The 18,855-nt window shown below is 70.7% G+C and carries 16 protein-coding genes and 1 pseudogene; 8 read left to right on the plus strand and 9 right to left on the minus strand.

What is annotated here, in order from left to right; all coding sequences use genetic code 11:
- Window positions 1–29 precede the first annotated feature (29 nt).
- Both WJ35_RS14085 and fghA read left to right on the plus strand, forming a co-directional pair.
- On the plus strand, window positions 30–1,469 hold the full coding sequence (locus tag WJ35_RS14085) for a xylulokinase (RefSeq protein WP_069239334.1): 1,440 nt from the start codon (window positions 30–32) through the stop codon (window positions 1,467–1,469).
- 292 nt (window positions 1,470–1,761) lie between these two features.
- Entirely contained in the window at window positions 1,762–2,610 is an 849-nt protein-coding gene (fghA, locus tag WJ35_RS14090; RefSeq protein ID WP_060237782.1) for an S-formylglutathione hydrolase, read from the plus strand.
- A gap of 104 nt (window positions 2,611–2,714) precedes the next feature.
- Here the strand turns inward: fghA and WJ35_RS14095 are convergent, their stop codons facing one another.
- The 4 genes and pseudogenes from WJ35_RS14095 to WJ35_RS14105 form a co-directional block, all read right to left on the minus strand.
- Window positions 2,715–3,500 (minus strand): metal ABC transporter permease, encoded by a 786-nt coding sequence (locus tag WJ35_RS14095; protein ID WP_060237785.1) that lies wholly within the window; start codon window positions 3,498–3,500, stop codon window positions 2,715–2,717.
- Window positions 3,493–4,389, minus strand: a pseudogene (locus WJ35_RS30085) (ABC transporter ATP-binding protein). Before WJ35_RS30085 ends, WJ35_RS14095 begins: the two are co-directional and overlap by 8 nt.
- Window positions 4,386–5,300 carry a metal ABC transporter solute-binding protein gene (locus WJ35_RS14100; RefSeq protein ID WP_069239335.1) on the minus strand — a complete coding sequence of 305 codons (915 nt, stop codon included), beginning with the start codon at window positions 5,298–5,300 and terminating at the stop codon, window positions 4,386–4,388. The pseudogene WJ35_RS30085 and the gene WJ35_RS14100 overlap by 4 nt, the downstream one beginning before the upstream one ends.
- Before the next feature lie 48 nt (window positions 5,301–5,348).
- Window positions 5,349–5,810 (minus strand): Fur family transcriptional regulator, encoded by a 462-nt coding sequence (locus WJ35_RS14105; protein ID WP_069239336.1) that lies wholly within the window; start codon window positions 5,808–5,810, stop codon window positions 5,349–5,351.
- Window positions 5,811–6,137: 327 nt separating this feature from the next.
- Between WJ35_RS14105 and WJ35_RS14110 the strand changes: the two genes are divergently transcribed.
- From WJ35_RS14110 to WJ35_RS14135, 6 genes are all read left to right on the plus strand, one after another.
- Window positions 6,138–6,914: an L-iditol 2-dehydrogenase gene (locus WJ35_RS14110; RefSeq protein ID WP_042586187.1), complete on the plus strand. Its 777-nt coding sequence runs from the start codon at window positions 6,138–6,140 to the stop codon at window positions 6,912–6,914.
- Between the two features lie 111 nt (window positions 6,915–7,025).
- Complete coding sequence (locus WJ35_RS14115) at window positions 7,026–8,345, plus strand: ABC transporter substrate-binding protein (protein ID WP_010090842.1); 1,320 nt, start codon at window positions 7,026–7,028, stop codon at window positions 8,343–8,345.
- Window positions 8,346–8,455: 110 nt separating this feature from the next.
- Window positions 8,456–9,400 carry a carbohydrate ABC transporter permease gene (locus WJ35_RS14120; RefSeq protein ID WP_059734116.1) on the plus strand — a complete coding sequence of 315 codons (945 nt, stop codon included), beginning with the start codon at window positions 8,456–8,458 and terminating at the stop codon, window positions 9,398–9,400.
- Window positions 9,397–10,266 carry a carbohydrate ABC transporter permease gene (locus WJ35_RS14125; protein WP_069239337.1) on the plus strand — a complete coding sequence of 290 codons (870 nt, stop codon included), beginning with the start codon at window positions 9,397–9,399 and terminating at the stop codon, window positions 10,264–10,266. The genes WJ35_RS14120 and WJ35_RS14125 overlap by 4 nt, the downstream gene beginning before the upstream one ends.
- Window positions 10,263–10,958 carry an HAD family hydrolase gene (locus tag WJ35_RS14130; protein ID WP_060237793.1) on the plus strand — a complete coding sequence of 232 codons (696 nt, stop codon included), beginning with the start codon at window positions 10,263–10,265 and terminating at the stop codon, window positions 10,956–10,958. The genes WJ35_RS14125 and WJ35_RS14130 overlap by 4 nt, the downstream gene beginning before the upstream one ends.
- 65 nt (window positions 10,959–11,023) lie before the next feature.
- The gene (locus WJ35_RS14135; protein ID WP_060237796.1) at window positions 11,024–12,133 is read left to right on the plus strand and encodes an ABC transporter ATP-binding protein; all 1,110 of its coding nucleotides are present in this window, start codon (window positions 11,024–11,026) and stop codon (window positions 12,131–12,133) included.
- 13 nt (window positions 12,134–12,146) lie between these two features.
- On the opposite strand, the gene WJ35_RS14140 is transcribed toward WJ35_RS14135, so the two are convergent.
- The 5 genes from WJ35_RS14140 to kynU form a co-directional block, all read right to left on the minus strand.
- Window positions 12,147–13,103, minus strand: coding sequence for a sugar-binding transcriptional regulator (locus WJ35_RS14140; RefSeq protein WP_060237799.1), 957 nt, complete (start codon window positions 13,101–13,103; stop codon window positions 12,147–12,149).
- A 97-nt stretch (window positions 13,104–13,200) separates the two neighbouring features.
- Window positions 13,201–14,682, minus strand: a complete 1,482-nt coding sequence (gene xylB / locus WJ35_RS14145; protein ID WP_060237802.1) for a xylulokinase — start codon at window positions 14,680–14,682, stop codon at window positions 13,201–13,203.
- Between the two features lie 99 nt (window positions 14,683–14,781).
- Entirely contained in the window at window positions 14,782–16,176 is a 1,395-nt protein-coding gene (dalD, locus tag WJ35_RS14150; protein ID WP_069239338.1) for a D-arabinitol 4-dehydrogenase, read from the minus strand.
- A 384-nt stretch (window positions 16,177–16,560) separates the two neighbouring features.
- Entirely contained in the window at window positions 16,561–17,496 is a 936-nt protein-coding gene (gene kynA / locus WJ35_RS14155; protein ID WP_060237821.1) for a tryptophan 2,3-dioxygenase, read from the minus strand.
- A 101-nt stretch (window positions 17,497–17,597) separates the two neighbouring features.
- Window positions 17,598–18,851: a kynureninase gene (gene kynU, locus WJ35_RS14160; RefSeq protein ID WP_060237824.1), complete on the minus strand. Its 1,254-nt coding sequence runs from the start codon at window positions 18,849–18,851 to the stop codon at window positions 17,598–17,600.
- Window positions 18,852–18,855: the final 4 nt, after the last annotated feature.

The following is an 18,855-nucleotide window of genomic DNA, read 5'->3' on the forward strand; positions in this document are numbered from 1 at the left end:
AGCCTGTCCATTCAAATCGTCGCTTCGTCATGCGCTTGCTCGGAATCGATCTCGGCACCGGCTCGGTGAAACTCGTCACGCTCGACCCGGACGGCGTCGAACGCGCGGTCGCGAGCGAACCTTATGCGCTGTCGTCACCGCAGCCCGGCTGGGCGGAAATCGCGCCGCAGGCGTGGTGGGATGCGCTCGTGCGCGCGGCCGCGCGGCTGCCCGCCGACGAAAGGGCGCAGGTCGCCGCGATCGGTTTTTCGGGGCAGATGCACGGCGTCGTGCTGGTCGATGCGGCCGGCCGCGCGATGCGGCCCGCGCTGCTGTGGCCCGATACGCGCGCCGCGCGCCTCGCCGGCGCGGCGGACTGGCCGGACGCGCCGAACCCGGTCGCGCCGGGGATGGCGGGCCCGCTGCTGCGCTGGATGGCCGCAAGCGAGCCGGCGGCGCTGCGCGCCGCGCGCTGGGCCGTGCAGCCGAAGGACTGGCTGCGCATCGCGCTCGGCGGCGACGTCGCGGCCGATCCGAGCGATGCGTGCGCGACCGCGCTCGCGACGCCCGACGGCGCATGGGATGCCGCGCGGCTCGACGCGCTCGGCCTGCCGCGCGCGCTGTTTGCGCCGGTGCGCGCGTCGACGGCGCCGTGCGGCGTGCTCGCCGCGCAGGCGGCCGCGGCGCTCGGCTTGCCGGCCGGCGTGCCGCTCGCGACCGGCGCGGCCGACACCGCGTGCGCGGCGCTGGGCAGCGGCCTCGTCGCCGACGGCGACGCACTGCTGACGACCGGCAGCGGCGGGCAGATCGTCGTGCTCGCGGACCGGCTGCCCGCCGCGCGACGCGGGCTGCATCGCTATCGCGCGGCCGCGGGCGGCGGGTACTACACGATGGCGGCGATGCAGAACGTCGGGCTCGCGCTCGAAGCGGTGCGCGGCTGGCTCGGCTACGCGAGCTGGCCGGCCGCCTACGACGACGCGTTCGCGCAGCCGGCGTCCGAGCGGCTCTCCTTCCTGCCGTACCTGAGCGGCGAGCGCTCGCCGTGGATGAATCCGGACGCGCGCGGCGGCTGGCTCGGCCTCGGGCTCGGCGATACGCGCGGCGCGATGATGAGGGCGGCGTTCGAAGGCGTCGCGTTCGCGCTGCGCGCGGGGCTCGACGCCATTCGTGCGGAAGGTGCGGAGGGCCGTGCGGTCGCGTCGCTGCGCCTGGCCGGCGGCGGCTCCGTCGATCCGCGCTGGCGCCAGCTGCTGGCCGACGCGCTCGGCGCGTCGCTCGACGCGCTCGACTGCCCGAACGCCGCGACGCGCGGCGCCGCGCTGCTGGCCGGCGTGGCGATCGGCCACTGGCGCGAGGACGCATTGCGCGCGCTCGCGCCCGCCGCGTCGCCGGTGGCGGCGCCGTGCGGCGACCGCGCGCTCGCGACGCGGCACGCGCGCTTCGTCGACCTGTATGCGCGAACCGACACGTGGTTCACGAGCGGCGTTTAAACTCGCGCACATGCCGGCGCGAGCCGGCGCATGCTGGCGATGACGTGTCGTGGCAAGCGGGCGGCCGATTCACGCGTGCGGCAGTCGGCGCAATCGAGGATCATGGCGGCCACGATGGGGTTGCGGGGACGGTTGCCGGGGCGGTGGCGGGGCGGTCTCGTTGCGGTTGGAGTTGCAGTCGACGCCGCCCCGCGCGCACGCCACCGCGCACGAAGCCCGCCGACGGCTTCAACCGATGAACGCGGGCGAATCGATTGGCCCGGTCACGCAGTATTGAACGGAAGGGAATCCCATGCTCGAACTCGTTTCGTCACACGCGTGCCACGGCGGCGAGCAGCGCTTCTATCGCCATGACTCGACGGCGATCGGGCTGCCGATGAAGTTCTCGGTGTATCTGCCGCCGCAGGCCGCGCACGGCCGCGTGCCGGCGCTGTTCTATCTCGCGGGGCTCACCTGCACCGAGGAGACGTTTGCGATCAAGGCCGGTGCGCAGCAATACGCGGCGCAGCACGGCCTCGCGCTCGTCGCGCCCGACACGAGCCCGCGCGGCGCGGGCGTGCCGGGCGAGACCGACGCGTGGGACTTCGGCGTCGGCGCGGGCTTCTATGTCGATGCGACCGAATCGCCGTGGTCGACGCATTACCGGATGTATTCATACGTCGTCGACGAGCTGCGCGAGACGGTGAGCGCCGAGTTGCCGATCGACGGCGCGCGGCTCGGCATCTTCGGTCACTCGATGGGCGGGCACGGCGCGCTCGTGCTTGCGCTGCGCAATCCGGACGTGTATCGCTCGGTGTCGGCGTTCGCGCCGATCGCCGCGCCGTCGCGCTGCCCGTGGGGCGAGAAGGCATTCTCGGGCTACCTGGGCGCGGATCGCGAAGCGTGGAAGCGCTACGACGCGAGCGAGCTCGTCGCGCGCGCGGACGCGCGGAAGTTTACGGACGGCATCCTCGTCGATCAGGGGCTCGCCGACCAGTTCCTCGCGAACCAGCTGAATCCCGACGTGTTCGAAGCGGCGTGCGCGGCGGCCGCGCAGCCGCTGACGCTGCGTCGGCATGCGGGCTACGACCACGGGTATTACTTCATCTCGACGTTCATCGCCGATCACATTGCGCATCACGCGCGGGTGCTCGCGCGCTGACCGTGTGACCTGCTTCGCGCGGGTCGCGCAATCAAAAACGCCGGCGTGCCTTCGAAGGCACGCCGGCGTTTTTCATGATGCGTGCAGTCACGCCGCCGCATGCGTCACGCGTGCCGCCGCAACAGGCTCGCCCCATACACCATCGCCGACAGCGCCGTAATCCAGAAGCTCGTCGGCCAGTCGGTGTAATACGCGAGCACGATGCCCAGCCACGCCTCGGACAGCGCGAACAGCGCGGCGAGCGCGACGCCCGTCGACAACCGCGTCGACACGTTCTGCGCGGCGGCGGCCGGGCCGACCAGCAGCGTGAACACGAGCAGCACGCCGACGATCTGCGTCGCCGCGGCGACCGCGAGCGCGCACACCGCGAGGAACAGCACCGACACCGCGCGCAGCGACACGCCCTTCGCTTCGGCGAGTTCGGGCTGCAGCGATGCGAACAGCAGCGGCCGCGCGATCAGCGCGAGCGCGGCGAGGCTCACCGCGCCGATGCCCGCGAGCACCGCGAGCGTGTCGTGGCTGACCGCGAGCACGTTGCCGAACAGCAGCGCCGTCACCTGCGTCGCGAACGACGTATAGAAATGCAGGAACAGCAGGCCGAAGCCGAGCGCGCCCGACAGGATCACGCCGATCGCGACGTCGCGCCCCGCGAGCCGCTCGCCGAGCGCGCCCATGCCGACGCCGGCCGCGAGCGTGAAGCCGACCATCCCCCAGATCGGCGAGATGCCGAGCAGCACCGCGCCCGTCGCGCCGGTGAAGCCGACGTGCGACAGCGCGTGGCCGGCGAAGGTCTGCCCGCGCAGCACCAGGAAGTAGCCGACGATGCCCGCGAGCACCGCGACGATTCCCGACGCCGCGAAGGCGTTGATCATGAAGTCGTATTCAAACATCGTGTGATTGCCCGCTCGCGTGAGGGTGCGCGTGTCCGTGGTGGGAATGGCCGTGGCCGCCGTGCGCATGGCCGTCGTCGTCGCCTCTTCGTGCTCGTGGTCGTGCTTCTCGACTTCCACGTCGCCGGACATCACGAAGATCTTGCCGTTCACGCGCATCACGTCGATCGGCGATCCGTACAGCCGCGACAGCACGGGCTTCGTGATCACCTCGTCGACGGTGCCGAGCGCCGCGACGCCGTTGCCGAGATACAGCACGCGGTCGAGCGCGTTGAGGAGCGGGTTCAGTTCGTGCGCGGAGAACAGCACCGTGATGCCGAGCTCGCGCTGCACGCGGCGCACGAGTTCGACGACGCCGCGCTGGTGGTTCGGGTCGAGGCTGATCAGCGGCTCGTCGAGCAGCAGCAGCTTCGGGCTGCCGAGCAGGCACTGCGCGAGCAGCAGGCGCTGCCGCTCGCCGCCGGACAGCTCCGACAGCGGCCGGCGCGCGAGCGTGCTGCCGCCGACCAGGTCGAGCACGCGGTCGACGCCGCGCCGCGTCGCGGCGCTCGCATGCGGCAGCCCCCAGCGGTGCCCGTCGGCCGCCATCGCGACGAAATCGTAGCCGCGCATCCGGCGGCTCGCGAGACCGCTCCTGATCTGCGGCATGTAGCCGATCGACGGGTTGCCGCGCGCGACCGGCTCGCCGCCGACGCGGAGCGCGCCGGGCCGCGACCGGCACGAGGCCGAGCACCGCGCGCATCAGCGTCGTCTTGCCGGCGCCGTTCGGCCCGAGCACGCCGACGAATTCGCCAGGCTTGATCGAGAAGCTGACGTCGCGCAGGATCGTGCGGCCGCCCAGTTCGAGCGTGACGCGATCGAGTTCGAGTGCGTGAGGGTTCCGGGTCATTTCTTGGCGGTGGAAAGGGCCTTGCCGAGCGCATCGAGCTGGCCGGCCATCCATTGCTGGAAGGTCTTGCCGGCCGGCTGCGTCTCGGTGACGCTGACGGTCGGCACGCCGCCGTCGCGCGCGATCTTCAGCATCCGCTTCGTCACCGGCTCCTCGGCCTGGCTGTTGTAGATGAGCACGCGCACCTGCCGCTTGCGCAGGTCGCTCTCGAACGCGGCGACGTCCTGCGCGCTCGCCTCGGTGTTGTTCATCGCCGCGAGCTGGAAGCGCTGGTTGCGCATGTCGAGGCCGATCGCGTCGGACATGTAGCCGAACACGGGCTCGGTGGCCGTCACCGGCACGCCCTTGTACTGCGCGCGCAGCGCGGCGACCTTGTCGTCGACGGGCTTCAGCGACGCGACGAACTTCTGCAGGTTCGCGTCGTAGTCGGCCTTGTGCGCCGGGTCCGCGCGGCCGAGCTCGGCCGCGATCGCGCGCGCGGCGGCCGGCATCGTCGCCGGGTCGTACCACAGGTGCGGGTTGTCGCCGGCCTTCTTGCCGACGAGATCGGCGACGACGATCGTCGCGCGCTTCGCCTGCTTCGACGCCGCGAGCAGCTTGCCCATCCACGGGTCGTAGTCGGCGCCGTTGTAGATCACGAGCTGCGCCTGCTGCAGCGCGCGCGCGGTCTTCGGGCTCGCCTCGAACAGGTGCGGGTCCTGCTCGGGATTGCTGAGGATGCTCGTCACCGCGACGTGGCGGCCGCCGATCTGCGACGCGACGTCGCCGTAGAAATTCTCGGCGGCGACCACGTTGACGGCCGCGGCCTGCGCGAGCGCGGGCACGGCGAGGGACAGCGCGGCGGCGGCCACACCGAGCAGACGGACAAGCGACCGGGCGCGCCGCGGCGCGCGCTTCAGGGCAATGAACATGGAACTCCTCGTAGGAAGGGGCGGCGCTGCACGCCGCCCGATGCGGGATCAGCGTGACGCGGGCTTGCCCTTGCAGTGTCCGCACAGGCCGCTCAGCTCGACGACCTGGTGATGAACCTCGAAACCGTGCGCGGGCGGGCTCGCGGACAGCTGCTTCGCGAGGTCGCCGCCCGGAATCTCGGTGGTGTCGCCGCACGATTCGCAGATCAGGAACTGGCCTTCGTGCGGCACGCCGATCTCGCAGCACGCGAAGAACGCGTTCTTCGATTCGATCCGGTGGATGAAGCCGTGCTCGACGAGGAAATCCAGCGCGCGATACACGGTTGTGGGCGGCACCCGGCCGCGCTGCGGCTCGAGCTCGGCGAGCAGGTCGTACGCGCCGATGGGGCGCTGCGCGGCGAGCACGCGCTCGTAGACCTGCCGGCGCAGCGGCGTCCACGCGAGCCCGTGGTCAGCGGCGAACGCGTCGGCGCGGGACAGGCGGGCGTCGATGGGCGTTGAGGTAGCCATGGCAGCAAGCAGGCAAGGTGACGGAGTACCGCGATGATATAACGTATCTCGCCGGTTTGCACCGCTCTTGCGGCGTCGCCGATGCGCGCCGCCGCACGCGCCCCGCCTCAGCCGCGCTGCACCGAACCCGCGCGCCTTTGCCGGACGGGCATGGACGGCCGCCGCCGCGCATCGGCGTGCCGCAGCGCATCATCGAAAGCCGCCGCGTCGCCTTGACAGCGCGAATCGCGTATCCGATCATTCGACCACAAACAGAGCAATTGATCGGCTGGCGAGCGTTCGCTCACCTCGCGGCCTTCATGCAGCAGAACGAAACGGAGACAGCCAGTGAGATTGCAGGACAAGGTCGCGATCCTGACCGGTGCCGCGAGCGGCATCGGCGAAGCGGTCGCGCAACGCTATCTGGAGGAGGGCGCGCGCTGCGTGCTCGTCGACGTGAAACCGGCCGGCGGGTCGCTCGCGCGGCTCATCGAGGCGAGCCCGGGCCGCGCGGTTGCCGTGGCCGCGGACGTCACCCGCCGCGACGACATCGCGCGCATCGTCGCTACCGCGGTCGAGCGGTTCGGCGGCGTCGACATCCTGTTCAACAATGCGGCGCTGTTCGACATGCGCCCGCTCCTCGACGAATCGTGGGACGTGTTCGACCGCCTGTTCGCGGTCAACGTGAAGGGATTGTTCTTCCTGATGCAGGCCGTCGCGCAGCGGATGGTCGAGCAGGGGCGCGGCGGCAAGATCATCAACATGTCGTCGCAGGCCGGGCGGCGCGGCGAGGCGCTCGTATCACACTATTGCGCGACCAAGGCGGCGGTGATCAGCTATACGCAGTCGGCCGCGCTCGCGCTCGCGCCGCACCGGATCAACGTGAACGGGATCGCGCCGGGCGTCGTCGACACGCCGATGTGGGAGCAGGTCGATGCGCTCTTCGCGCGCTACGAGAACCGGCCGCTCGGCGAGAAGAAGCGGCTCGTCGGCGAGGCGGTGCCGCTCGGCCGGATGGGCCTGCCCGCCGACCTGACGGGCGCCGCGCTGTTCCTTGCGTCGGCCGATGCGGACTACATCACCGCGCAGACGCTGAACGTCGACGGCGGTAACTGGATGAGCTGACGCGGGATGAGCCGACGCGGCCCGACCTGCGCGCGGCGGCCTGACCGGCCGGTTGCGCGCCGTTTCATCGACATCGACAACACACAACACAGAAGACACTGGAGACATGCCATGCAACGAAAGACGCTTGCCGCCCGCGTGCTCGCCGGCGCGGCGCTCGCGACGGCCGCCGGCGCCGCGCTCGCGGGAACGCTGACGATCGCGACGCTGAACAACCCCGACATGATCGAGCTGAAGAAGCTCGCGCCGGCGTTCGAGAAGGCCAATCCCGACATCAGGCTGAACTGGGTGATCCTCGAGGAAAACGTGCTGCGCCAGCGCGCGACGACCGACATCACGACCGGCAGCGGCCAGTTCGACGTGGTGATGATCGGCACCTACGAGACGCCGCAGTGGGGCAAGCGCGGCTGGCTCGCACCGGTGGCCGGCCTGCCGGCCGACTACGACCTGAACGACGTCGTGAAGACCGCGCGCGACAGCCTGTCGTACAACGGCCAGCTCTACGCGCTGCCGTTCTACGTCGAGAGCTCGATGACGTTCTACCGCAAGGACCTGTTCGCGGCGAAGGGCCTCAAGATGCCCGACCAGCCGACCTACGACCAGATCGCCGGGTTCGCGGACAAGCTGACCGACAAGTCGAAGGGCATCTACGGCATCTGCCTGCGCGGCAAGGCCGGCTGGGGCGAGAACATGGCGTACCTGTCGACGGTCGTGAACACGTTCGGCGGCCGCTGGTTCGACGACAAGTGGAATGCGCAGCTCGCGTCGCCGGAGTGGAAGAAGGCCGTCAATTTCTACGTGAACCTGCTGAAGAAGAACGGCCCGCCGGGCGCGAGCTCGAACGGCTTCAACGAGAACCTGACGCTGACCGCGTCCGGCAAGTGCGCGATGTGGATCGACGCGACCGTCGCGGCGGGGATTCTGTACAACAAGCAGCAGTCGCAGGTCGCGGACAAGATCGGCTATGCGGCGGCGCCGGTCGCGGCGACGCCGAAGGGTTCGCACTGGCTGTGGGCGTGGGCGCTCGCGATCCCGAAGACGTCGAAGCAGCAGGACGCCGCGAAGAAGTTCATCGCGTGGGCGACGTCGAAGCAGTACGTGGAGCTGGTCGCGAAGGACGAAGGGTGGGCGTCGGTGCCGCCGGGCACGCGCACGTCGACGTATCAGCGCGCCGAATACAAGGCCGCCGCGCCGTTCTCCGACTTCGTGCTGAAGGCGATCGAGACGGCCGACCCGAACGATCCGTCCGCGCAGAAGGTGCCGTACACGGGCGTGCAGTACGTCGGCATTCCCGAGTTCCAGTCATTCGGCACCGTGGTCGGGCAGAGCATCGCGGGTGCGGTGGCCGGGCAGCTGACGGTCGACCAGGCGCTCGCGGCCGGGCAGGCCGCGGCCGACCGCGCGGTGCGCCAGGCCGGCTACCAGAAGTAGCACGGAGAAGTCACGCGGCGCGCCGTGCGTCTGCGCACGCACGGCCGTCGTGAAGCGGCAAGGCGGGCGAGCGCTGCGCGCCCGCGTTTCAATCGGAGGTGGTCCCGATCATGCGTCACTTACGTCTTCCCTTGACCCACGCGCACCCGCTCGACGCCGCGCCGCGGCCGCCCGCGCCGGACCGGCCGCGGCGCGGCGCGAACTGGCTCGTGTCGCCGTCCGTCGCGGTGCTGGTGCTGTGGATGTCGATCCCGCTCGCGATGACGGTCTGGTACTCGTTCTCGCGCTACAACCTGCTCAATCCGGACGTGAAGGGCTTCGCCGGATTCGACAACTACCGTTTCCTCGCGACCGATCCGGCGTTCCTGCCGGCGATCTGGCACACGCTCGTGCTGATCGGCGCGGTGCTCGCGATCACCGTGGTCGGCGGCGTGCTGATGGCGGTGCTGTTCGACCGCAAGTTCTACGGGCAGGGCGTCGCGCGGCTGTTCGCGATCGCGCCGTTCTTCGTGATGCCGACGGTGTCCGCGCTGATCTGGAAGAACATGATCCTGCATCCGGTGTACGGGCTCGTCGCGAACGCGATGCGCGCACTCGGCATGACGCCGGTCGACTGGTTCGCCGACTATCCGCTGACCGCGGTGATCATCATCGTCGCGTGGCAGTGGCTGCCGTTCGCATTCCTGATCCTGTTCACCGCGATCCAGTCGCTCGACCAGGAGCAGAAGGAGGCGGCGCGCATCGACGGCGCCGGGCCGGTCGCGATGTTCTTCTACATCACGCTGCCGCACCTGAAGCGCGCGATCGCGGTGGTCGTGATGATGGAGACGATCTTCCTGCTGTCGATCTTCGCGGAGATCTACACGACGACGGGCGGCGGCCCCGGCAACGCGACGACCAACCTGTCGTACCTGATCTATGCGCTCGGCCTGCAGCAGTTCGACGTCGGCCTCGCGTCCGCGGGCGGGATCATCGCCGTCGTGGTCGCGAACGTCGTGTCGTTCTTCCTCGTGCGGATGCTCGCACGCAACCTGAAAGGGGAGTACGAACAATGAGCGACCTGACTTTCGATGCCGGCCGCCGCGTGTCCACCGTATCCGCCGCGCTCGGCCGGGGCCGGGCGCGCCGCGCGGCGCCGGGCCTGCTGGCGTGGCTGATCGCGCTCGCGCTGTTCTTCCCGATCTTCTGGATGGCGCTCACCGCGTTCAAGACCGAGCAGCAGGCGTATGCGTCGACGCTGTTCTTCATCCCGACGCTCGACAGCTTCCGCGAGGTGTTCGCGCGCAGCGACTACTTCTCGTTCGCGTGGAATTCGGTGCTGATCTCGGCCGGCGTGACGGCGATCTGCCTGCTGTTCGCGGTGCCGGCCGCCTATGCGATGGCGTTCTTCCCGAACCGCCGCACGCAGAAGGTGCTGCTGTGGATGCTGTCGACGAAGATGATGCCGTCGGTCGGCGTGCTCGTGCCGATCTACCTGCTGTGGAAGAACGCGGGCCTGCTCGACAGCGTGTCGGGGCTCGTGATCGTCTACACGCTGATCAACCTGCCGATCGCGGTGTGGATGACCTTCACCTACTTCAACGAGATCCCGAAGGACATCCTCGAGGCGGGGCGCATCGACGGCGCGTCGACGTGGCAGGAGATCGTCTACCTGCTGCTGCCGATGGCGCTGCCGGGGCTCGCGTCGACCGCGCTGCTGCTCGTGATCCTGTCGTGGAACGAGGCGTTCTGGAGCATCAACCTGTCGAGCTCGAACGCGGCGCCGCTGACGGTGTTCATCGCGTCGTACTCGAGCCCGGAGGGGCTGTTCTGGGCGAAGCTGTCCGCAGCGTCCCTGCTCGCGGTCGCGCCGATCCTGATCGTCGGCTGGCTGTCGCAGAAGCAGCTCGTGCGCGGGCTCACGTTCGGGGCGGTCAAATGAACGGAACGCGCAACGAAGGCGCGCTGATCTGCGATTGCGACGGCGTGCTGATCGACAGCGAAGCGGTGGCCGCCGACATGCTGGTGCGCGAGCTCGAAGCGCGCTGGCCCGGCGTCGACGCGCGGCCGGCGGTGATGCCGCTGCTCGGGCTGCGGATCGAGCGCGTGCTCGCCGGCGCGAGCGATGCGCTCGGCCGCACGCTGGGCGACGCGGACGTCGGCGCGATCCGGCGCGCGGTCGAAGCCGCGGCGGTGAACGCGCCGGCCGTCGACGGCATCGCGGCTGCCCTCGACGCGATCACGCTGCCGATCGCGTGCGCGAGCAACAGCTACCGCGCGTACGTCGAGGCCGCGCTCGCGCGCACGGGCCTCGAGCGCTTCTTCGGCGAGCGGCTGTTCTGCGCGGACGCCGTCGCGCGCCCGAAGCCCGCGCCCGACGTGTATCTCGCGGCCGCGCATGCGCTCGGCGTCGCGCCCGCGCAATGCCTCGTCGTCGAGGACAGCGCGACCGGCATCACCGCGGCGGCCGCGGCCGGCATGACCGTGCTCGGCTTCGTCGGCGCGGGGCACGCGTCGCCCGCGCAGGTCGATGCGCTGCGCGGCATCGGCGCGCGCCACGTATTCGACGACATGCACGAGCTGCCCGGCTACGTCGCACGCTGGCAGGCGACGGGCGCGGTGCTGCCGCATTGAGCAACGCGCCGCCCGCGGGCGGCGCATCAGGAATCGAACCTTCGAACCTCGAACGGAGACAAATCATGGCAAGCGTGCTCCTGCGCAACATCGCGAAGCGCTACGAAGACAACGAAGTGCTGCGCAACGTGAACCTCGACATCGCCGACGGCGAGTTCGTCGTGTTCGTCGGGCCGAGCGGCTGCGGCAAATCCACGCTGATGCGGATGATCGCGGGGCTCGAGGACATCTCGAGCGGCGACCTGCTGATCGACGGCGCGAAGGTCAACGACGTGCCGAGCGCGAGGCGCGGGATCGCGATGGTGTTCCAGTCGTATGCGCTGTATCCGCACATGACGCTGTACGACAACATGGCGTTCGGCCTGAAGCTCGCCGGCGCGAAGAAGCCCGAGATCGACCAGGCGGTGAAGCAGGCCGCGAAGATCCTGCACATCGACCACCTGCTCGACCGCAAGCCGAAGCAGTTGTCGGGCGGCCAGCGGCAGCGCGTCGCGATCGGCCGCGCGATCACGAGGAAGCCCAAGGTGTTCCTGTTCGACGAGCCGCTGTCGAACCTCGACGCGGCGCTGCGCGTGAAGATGAGGCTCGAGTTCGCGCGGCTGCACGACGAGCTGAAGACGACGATGATCTACGTGACGCACGACCAGGTCGAGGCGATGACGCTCGCGGACAAGATCGTCGTGCTGTCGGCCGGCAGCGTGCAGCAGGTCGGCACGCCGAACGCGCTCTACCACGCGCCCGCGAACCAGTTCGTCGCGGGCTTCATCGGCTCGCCGAAGATGAACTTCCTGCGCGGCACCGTCGAAGCGGTCGATGCGCTCGGCGTGCTGGTGCGCTTCGACAGCGGCGAGACGCAGCGCGTGTCGGTCGACGCGGCCGGGCTGCAGCGCGGCGCGGCGGTGACGGTCGGCATCCGGCCCGAGCACCTGAAGGTCGGGGCAGGGGCCGACGGCGTCGCCGCGCGGACGATGGCCGTCGAATCGCTCGGCGACGCCGCGTACCTGTACGCGGAATCGGCGGTCGCGCCGGACGGGCTGATCGCGCGGATTCCGCCGCTCGACACGTATCGCACCGGCGAGGCGCTGCGCGTGCAGGCGGATGCGGACCACTGCCATCTGTTCGACGGCGAGGGGCGCGCGTTCCGGCGCCTGAGCCCGCACGCGCAGGCCGCATGACGGCGCCGCGGCGTCAGGACGCCTGAGCGCCCAGCGCCGCCCGCGCGCAGGTCTCGTCGGTGACGAGCCCCGACAGCCAGCCGCCGCGCAGCGCGGCGATCACCGCGTCGCGCTTCTTCGGCCCGCCCGCGAACGCGATCGTCGGGCGCTTCGGCGGCGTGTCGAGCGGCACGCTCGTCACGCGCGCGCTCGTCGACGCGGTGATCCGGCGGCCCTGCGCGTCGATCGGCACGCCGAGCAGTTCGGCAACCGCGCCGAGCGCGATCATCTCGTCGCGCTCCTGCTCGGTGATGAAGCCGTCCTCGTAAAGCGGGCAGTGCGTGCCGATGTTGCCGATGCCGACCAGCGCGACGTCGGCTTCGCCCGACAGCGCCTCGACGATCCGGTACAGCCGGTGATTGCACCACTGCGCGCGTTCGGCGCCGCTGTCCGCGAACAGCGGCGCGGGCAGCAGGAAGTGCTTGCCGCCCGTCTTCTCGGAGATGTCCTGCGCGACGTCGTAGCGGTTCGACGAGCCGTCGGCGGCGATTGCGCCGACCATCGACACGAGCCGGTGCTGCGGCCGGTCGATCTGCGCGATCTGCGCGACCGCGGCCTTCAGCGTGCGGCCGCTGCTGACCGCGATCACCATCGGCCGCGTCTCGTTCAGGTAGCGCTCCATCACCTGCGCGCCGGCGACCGCGAGCTTGCGGTCGATCGCCTCGGGCGCGTCGTCGTCGACCGGCACGACTTCGCACATCGACAGGCCGTAGCGTTTCGACAGTTGCGTGCCGAGATCGAGACAGTCGGCGAGCTGGTGGTCGACGCGCACGCGGATCAGGTTCTTCTCGACCGCGAACGCGACGAGGCGCTGCGCGACCGGGCGCGACACCTGGAGCTTCTCGGCGATTTCGTTCTGCGTGTCGCCCGCGACGTAGTAGAGCCACGCGGCGCGGGTGGCGAGATCGAGTTTTTCGGAGGACTTGGGCACGATAGCGATTGAATTCGGATCCTGGCGGGCCGGCCGGCGGCGCATGGGTACGCACTGTACCGCACTCGCCGCCGCGGCCGGCCCGCGTGTCGGTCAGTCAGGCGAGCCGTGCGCGCGACGGCTCGTAGAGCGGGCGCACGTGCCGGTACAGCGCGCGGAACGCGGCGAGGCGCTCGCGCAGCGCCGCATGGCGCGCGGCGTCGGGCGCGTATTCGGCGCGCACCGGCGGCTTGCCCAGCACCGCGTGCGGATCGCCGCCGACCGCGAGCCAGCCGAGCCGCGCCGCGCCGAGCGCGGCACCCGTCTCGCCGCCGCCGTGCTGGCGGGTGCGCACGTTCAGCGCATCGGCGATCAGCTGCGCCCAGTACGCGCTGCGCGCGCCGCCGCCGATCAGCGACAGCGCGTCGGCCTCGACGCCGGCCGCATGCAGCGCGTCGAAGCCGTCGGCGAGGCCGAGCGTCACGCCTTCGAGCACCGCATAGCCGAGATGCGCGCGTTCGGTCGCATGGGTCATCCCGAAGAACACGCCCTGCGCGTACGGATCGTTGTGCGGCGTGCGCTCGCCCGACAGGTAGGGCAGGAACAGCGGCGCGGTGGCGAGCGCGCCGGCGTCGAGCGCCTCGACTTCCGCGAGCAGCGTCGGCTCGTCGGTGCCGGTCAGCTTGCAGACCCAGCGCAGGCAGCTCGCCGCCGACAGCACGACGCTCATCAGCTGCCAGCGGTCGGGAATCGCGTGGCAGAACGCGTGTACCGCGGACGCCGGGTTCGGCATGAAGCGGTCGCCGACGACGCTCAGCACGCCCGACGTGCCGAGCGACACGAAGCCGTCGCCCGCGTGGATCGCGCCGATGCCGAGCGCGCTCGTCGCGTTGTCGCCGCCGCCGCCCGCGACGACGACCGCTTCCGACAGCCCGAGCTCGCGCGCGACGTCGGCGCGCAGGGTGCCCGACGGCGCGTTGCCTTCGACGATCCACGGCATCTGCGCGCGCGTCATCCCGCATGCGGCGAGCAGCGCGTCGGACCAGTCGCGGCGCGCGACGTCGAGCCACAGCGTGCCCGCGGCGTCGGACGGATCGGACACCTTCGCGCCCGTCAGCATGAACCGCAGGTAGTCCTTCGGCATCAGCACGCAGGCCGTCGCCGCGAACAGGCCGGGTTCGTGCTTCGCGACCCACAGCAGCTTCGGCGCGGTGAAGCCAGGCATCGCGAGATTGCCGGTGAGCGCATGCAGGTCCGGCGCGCGTTCGGTGAGCAGCGCGCATTCGTCGGCGCTGCGCATGTCGTTCCACAGGATCGCGGGACGCAGCACGCGATCGGCGCGGTCGAGCAGCACCGCGCCGTGCATCTGGCCCGACAGCCCGATGCCGCGCACCTGCGCGAACGCGTGCGGGTGACGCTCGCGCAGCGCGGCGAGCGCGGCGCGCGTGCCGCGCCACCAGTCGTCCGGATGCTGTTCGGCCCAGCGCGGGCGCGGCCGCGACACGGTGAACGGCGCGCCCGCGGTGCCGACGACCGTGCCGTCCGGGGCGAGCAGCAGCACCTTCACTTCCGAGGTGCCGAGGTCGATGCCGAGATACATGTGCGATCCGTTCCGTCAGGGAGGAGCCGCTACTTTAGCCGCGCGGGCGCGGGCGTGCCAATGCCGGCAGACCCGACGCGCGGCCGGGCGCCGGCGCACTCAGCGCTGCGCGAGCCACGCATCGACGCGCGCGAGGCCGGCGCGCACCGCGTCGACGAGCACGGCGTTGCCGGCGAGCGCCCCCCACAGCTGGCGCTGCGCGCACAGCGCGGCGACCGGGTCGCCGGCCGCCACGATCGCGCGCGCGGCGCCTTCGTCCATCACGCCGTCCTGGTATTCATACGGCAGCGCGCCGCGGGCCCAGCGCTCGAGGAAGCGCAGGAACAGCGCGGGCAGCACCGCGGTCGCGACCGGCGCCGCGCCGCGCGCGATGCATTCGGCGAGCGTCGGCGCGATGAAGCCGGGCAGCTTCGAGAAGCCGTCCGCGGCGACGCGCTGGTTGGTGTCGAGCACGTACGGGTTGCCGAAGCGCTCGAGCACGACGTCCCGATAGCGCGCGAGATCGAGCGGGCTCGGAGTGAGGCACGGGATCACGTCCTGCGTCGCGTAGTCGTGCGCGAAGCGGCGGATCGCCGCGTCGTGCGTGCCTTCGTGGATGTACGTATGGCCCGCCAGCGTGCCGGCCCAGGCAATGCAGCTGTGCGTCGCGTTGAGCAGGCGGATCTTCGCTTCCTCGTACGGATGCACGTCGTCGACGAGTTCGGCGCCCGCCCGCTCCCATTGCGGCCGGCCGGCCGCGAAGCGATCCTCGATCACCCACTGGATGAACGATTCGCCCATCACCGGGCACGCGTCGTCGACGCCGGTTGCCGCGCGCACGCGCTCGCGCACGTCGGCGGTCGGGCGCGGCGTGATCCGGTCGACCATCGCGCTTGGGGCTGCGACGTGCGCATCGAACCAGTCGAGCAGGTCGCGCGCGCCGCGCCGTTCGAGGAATTCGCGCATCCCCGCGCGAAAGCGTGCGCCGTTGCTGCGCAGGTTGTCGCAGCTCTGCAGCGTGAGCGGGCCCGCGCCGCGCTTCATCCGCTCGGCGAGCAGCGCGGCGAGCGCGCCATACAGCGTCGTGCGCGCGCCCTGCAGGTCGGCCGCGAGATCGGGGTTCGCAAGGTCGAGCCGGTTGTGCTCGTCGAGGTAGTAGCCGCCTTCGGTGACGGTGAACGACACGATCCGGCATGCGGGGTCCGCGCCGGCGTCGATCAGCGCGGCGAGATCGATCGACCACGGCAGCACGCGCGTGATCGCGCGGATCGTCTCGTACGCGCGCTCGCCTTGCGGCGTGACCGTCTCGAGCGTGTACGCGCCGTGCTGCGCGGCAAGCGCATCCATGGTCGCGCGCATGTCGTCGCGGATGTTGCCGACGACCAGCGACCATCGCTCGGCGGCCGGCACGGCCGCGTTCACGCGATGCAGGTACCACGCCTGGTGCGCGCGGTGGAACGATCCGGCGCCGATGTGCAGCAGCACGGGCGGGTGCTCGGAAGGCGATGCGGTCATCCGGTGTCTCCTGTCGCGATCGGATGCCGGCCTGGCAGGGAAGCCGGCGATCCGCGCTGTCGAATACGATCATTTGCTCTACGTGTGAGCGAATGATCGTATTCAGGCGAGCGAAAGTCAAGGCGTGCGCGCGGCTTTTCGATGGTGCGCTGCGGCGGGGTGGGGCGGGGAAGCGGGCGGCGAATCAGGCGGCGAATCAGGCGGCGAATCAGACCGGCGCGGCGGCGCAGATAGCGGCAGCGTGCCGAAGCGGCTGCACCGGCGCGCCACGGTGGCGGAGGAACGCGTCGAGCGTCGTCTGACCGCCCGCGCCGGCCTTGCCGCGCGCATATGATGCGGCCCGCTCGTCGTCACGACGCGCGGGCCGCGTGAGCCGCGCGTGCGCTACAGCGTCGTGCGCACGTGCCAGAGCTCGGGGAACAGCACGACGTCGAGCATCTTGCGCAGATAGGGCGCGCCGCTCGTGCCGCCCGTGCCCTGCTTGAAGCCGATGATGCGCTCGACGGTCGTCACGTGCCGGAAACGCCACTGGCGGAACGCGTCCTCGAGATCGACCAGCTCCTCGGCCATCTCGTACAGCTCCCAGTGCTGCTGCGGATGCCGGTACACCTCGAGCCACGCGGCCTCGACCGTTTCGTCGTGCTGCGTCGGCTGGGTCCAGTCGCGCGCGAGCCGCGACGGCGCGATGGGGAAGCCGCGCCGCGCGAGCAGGCGCACGACCTCGTCGTAGAACGACGGCGCCTCGAGCGTCGCGCGCACCTGTTCGAGGATGTCCGGCCGATGCGCATGCGGCTGCAGCATCTGCGGGTTCTTGTTGCCGAGCATGAATTCGAGCTGGCGGTACTGGTACGACTGGAAGCCCGACGACTGGCCGAGATACGGCCGCATCGCCGAATACTCGGACGGCGTCATCGTCGCGAGCACGTTCCACGCCTGCACGAGCTGCTCGAAAATGCGCGACACGCGCGCGAGCATCTTGAACGCGGGCGGCAGCGCGTCGCGATGCACCGCGTCGAGCGCCGCGCGCAGCTCGAACAGCGCGAGCTTCATCCACAGCTCGCTCGTCTGATGCTGGATGATGAACAGCATCTCGTTGTGATCGGGCGACAGCGGATGCTGCGCGTCGAGGATCTGGTTCAGCGACAGGTAGTCGCCGTAGCTCATCGACTTCGAGAAATCGAGCTGCGCGTTGTGCCAGCCGGCTTGCTCGCCGGCTTCGCCCGGCACGTGCGGCGCTTCGTGCGCCGGGTGTACAGGGGCTGGGGTACGTGCGCCCGAGAACGGGCAGCCCGCCGGCGCGTCGCTGCCGGACGGTTGCATATGACCAGAATTCACGACTTCCATCTCCAGATTTGAATGTGTATCGCTGGGGGCGCCTAGCTGGGGGCGCCTAGCTGGGCCGCTTGGCCCGCGGCAGCAGGTCAGGTCACCGCGCCGCGCGTGGCGAACTCGGGCGCTTTCCATGCGCCGGTGTCGAGGATGTCGCGCAGCGTCTCGACGGCGTCCCACACGTCGGCGAAGCGCGTATAGAGCGGCGTGAAGCCGAAGCGCAGCACGTGCGGCTCGCGATAGTCGCCGATCACGCCGCGCGCGATCAGCGCCTGCATCACCTCGTAGCCGTGCGGATGCTCGAAGCTCGCCTGCGAGCCGCGCTGGTGATGGCTGCGCGGCGTGACGAGCTTCAGCGAATGACCCTCGCAGCGCGCCTCGACGAGCGCGACGAACGCGTCGGTCAGCGCGAGCGACTTGCGGCGGATCGCGTGCATGTCGGTCTGCAGGAACACGTCGAGCCCGCATTCGACCATCGACATCGACACGATCGGCTGCGTGCCGCACAGGAAGCGCGCGATGCCGGGATCGGGCGCGAACCCGGGCTGCATCGCGAACGGCGCGCGGTGGCCCCACCAGCCGGACAGCGGCTGCGAGAAATGCGCGTGATGGCGCTTCGGCACCCACACGAACGCGGGCGAGCCGGGGCCGCCGTTCAGGTACTTGTACGTGCAGCCGACCGCGCCGTCCGCGCGCGCGCCGTTCAGGTCGACCGGCACCGCGCCCGCCGAATGCGCGAGATCCCACAGCATCAGCGCGCCCGCGTCGTGCACGAGCTGCGTGACGGCCGGCATGTCGTGCATGTAGCCGGTGCGATAGTTCACGTGCGTGATCATCGCGACCGCGGTGTCGTCGCCGAGCGCGTCGGGCAGGTCGGCCGGATCGTCGATCAGGCGCAGCTCGTAGCCGCCGCCGAGCTGCGCGATCAGCCCCTGCGCGATGTACAGGTCGGTCGGGAAGTTCGAGCGCTCCGACACGATCACGCGGCGCTCGGGCGCGCGCTCGGCCTGATGGCGCAGCATCGCGGACAGCAGCTTGAACAGGTTGATCGAGATCGTATCGGTGACGACGGTCTCGTCCGGTGCGCCGCCGATCAGCGTCGCGAGCTTGTCGCCGAGGCGGCGCGGCAGCGCGAACCAGCCGGCGGTGTTCCAGCTGCGGATCAGGCCGTCGCCCCATTCGGCGCCGATCACCTGCTGCGCGCGGGCGGCCGACGCGCGCGGCTGCGCGCCGAGCGAGTTGCCGTCGAGGTAAATCACGCCGTCGGGCAGCGCGAACTGGCCGCGCAGCGGGGCGAGCGGGTCGTCGCGGTCGAGCGCGAGCGCATCTTCACGGGTCTTGATCATGATG

This window comes from Burkholderia ubonensis, from assembly GCF_001718695.1.
GTDB lineage: Bacteria > Pseudomonadota > Gammaproteobacteria > Burkholderiales > Burkholderiaceae > Burkholderia > Burkholderia ubonensis_B.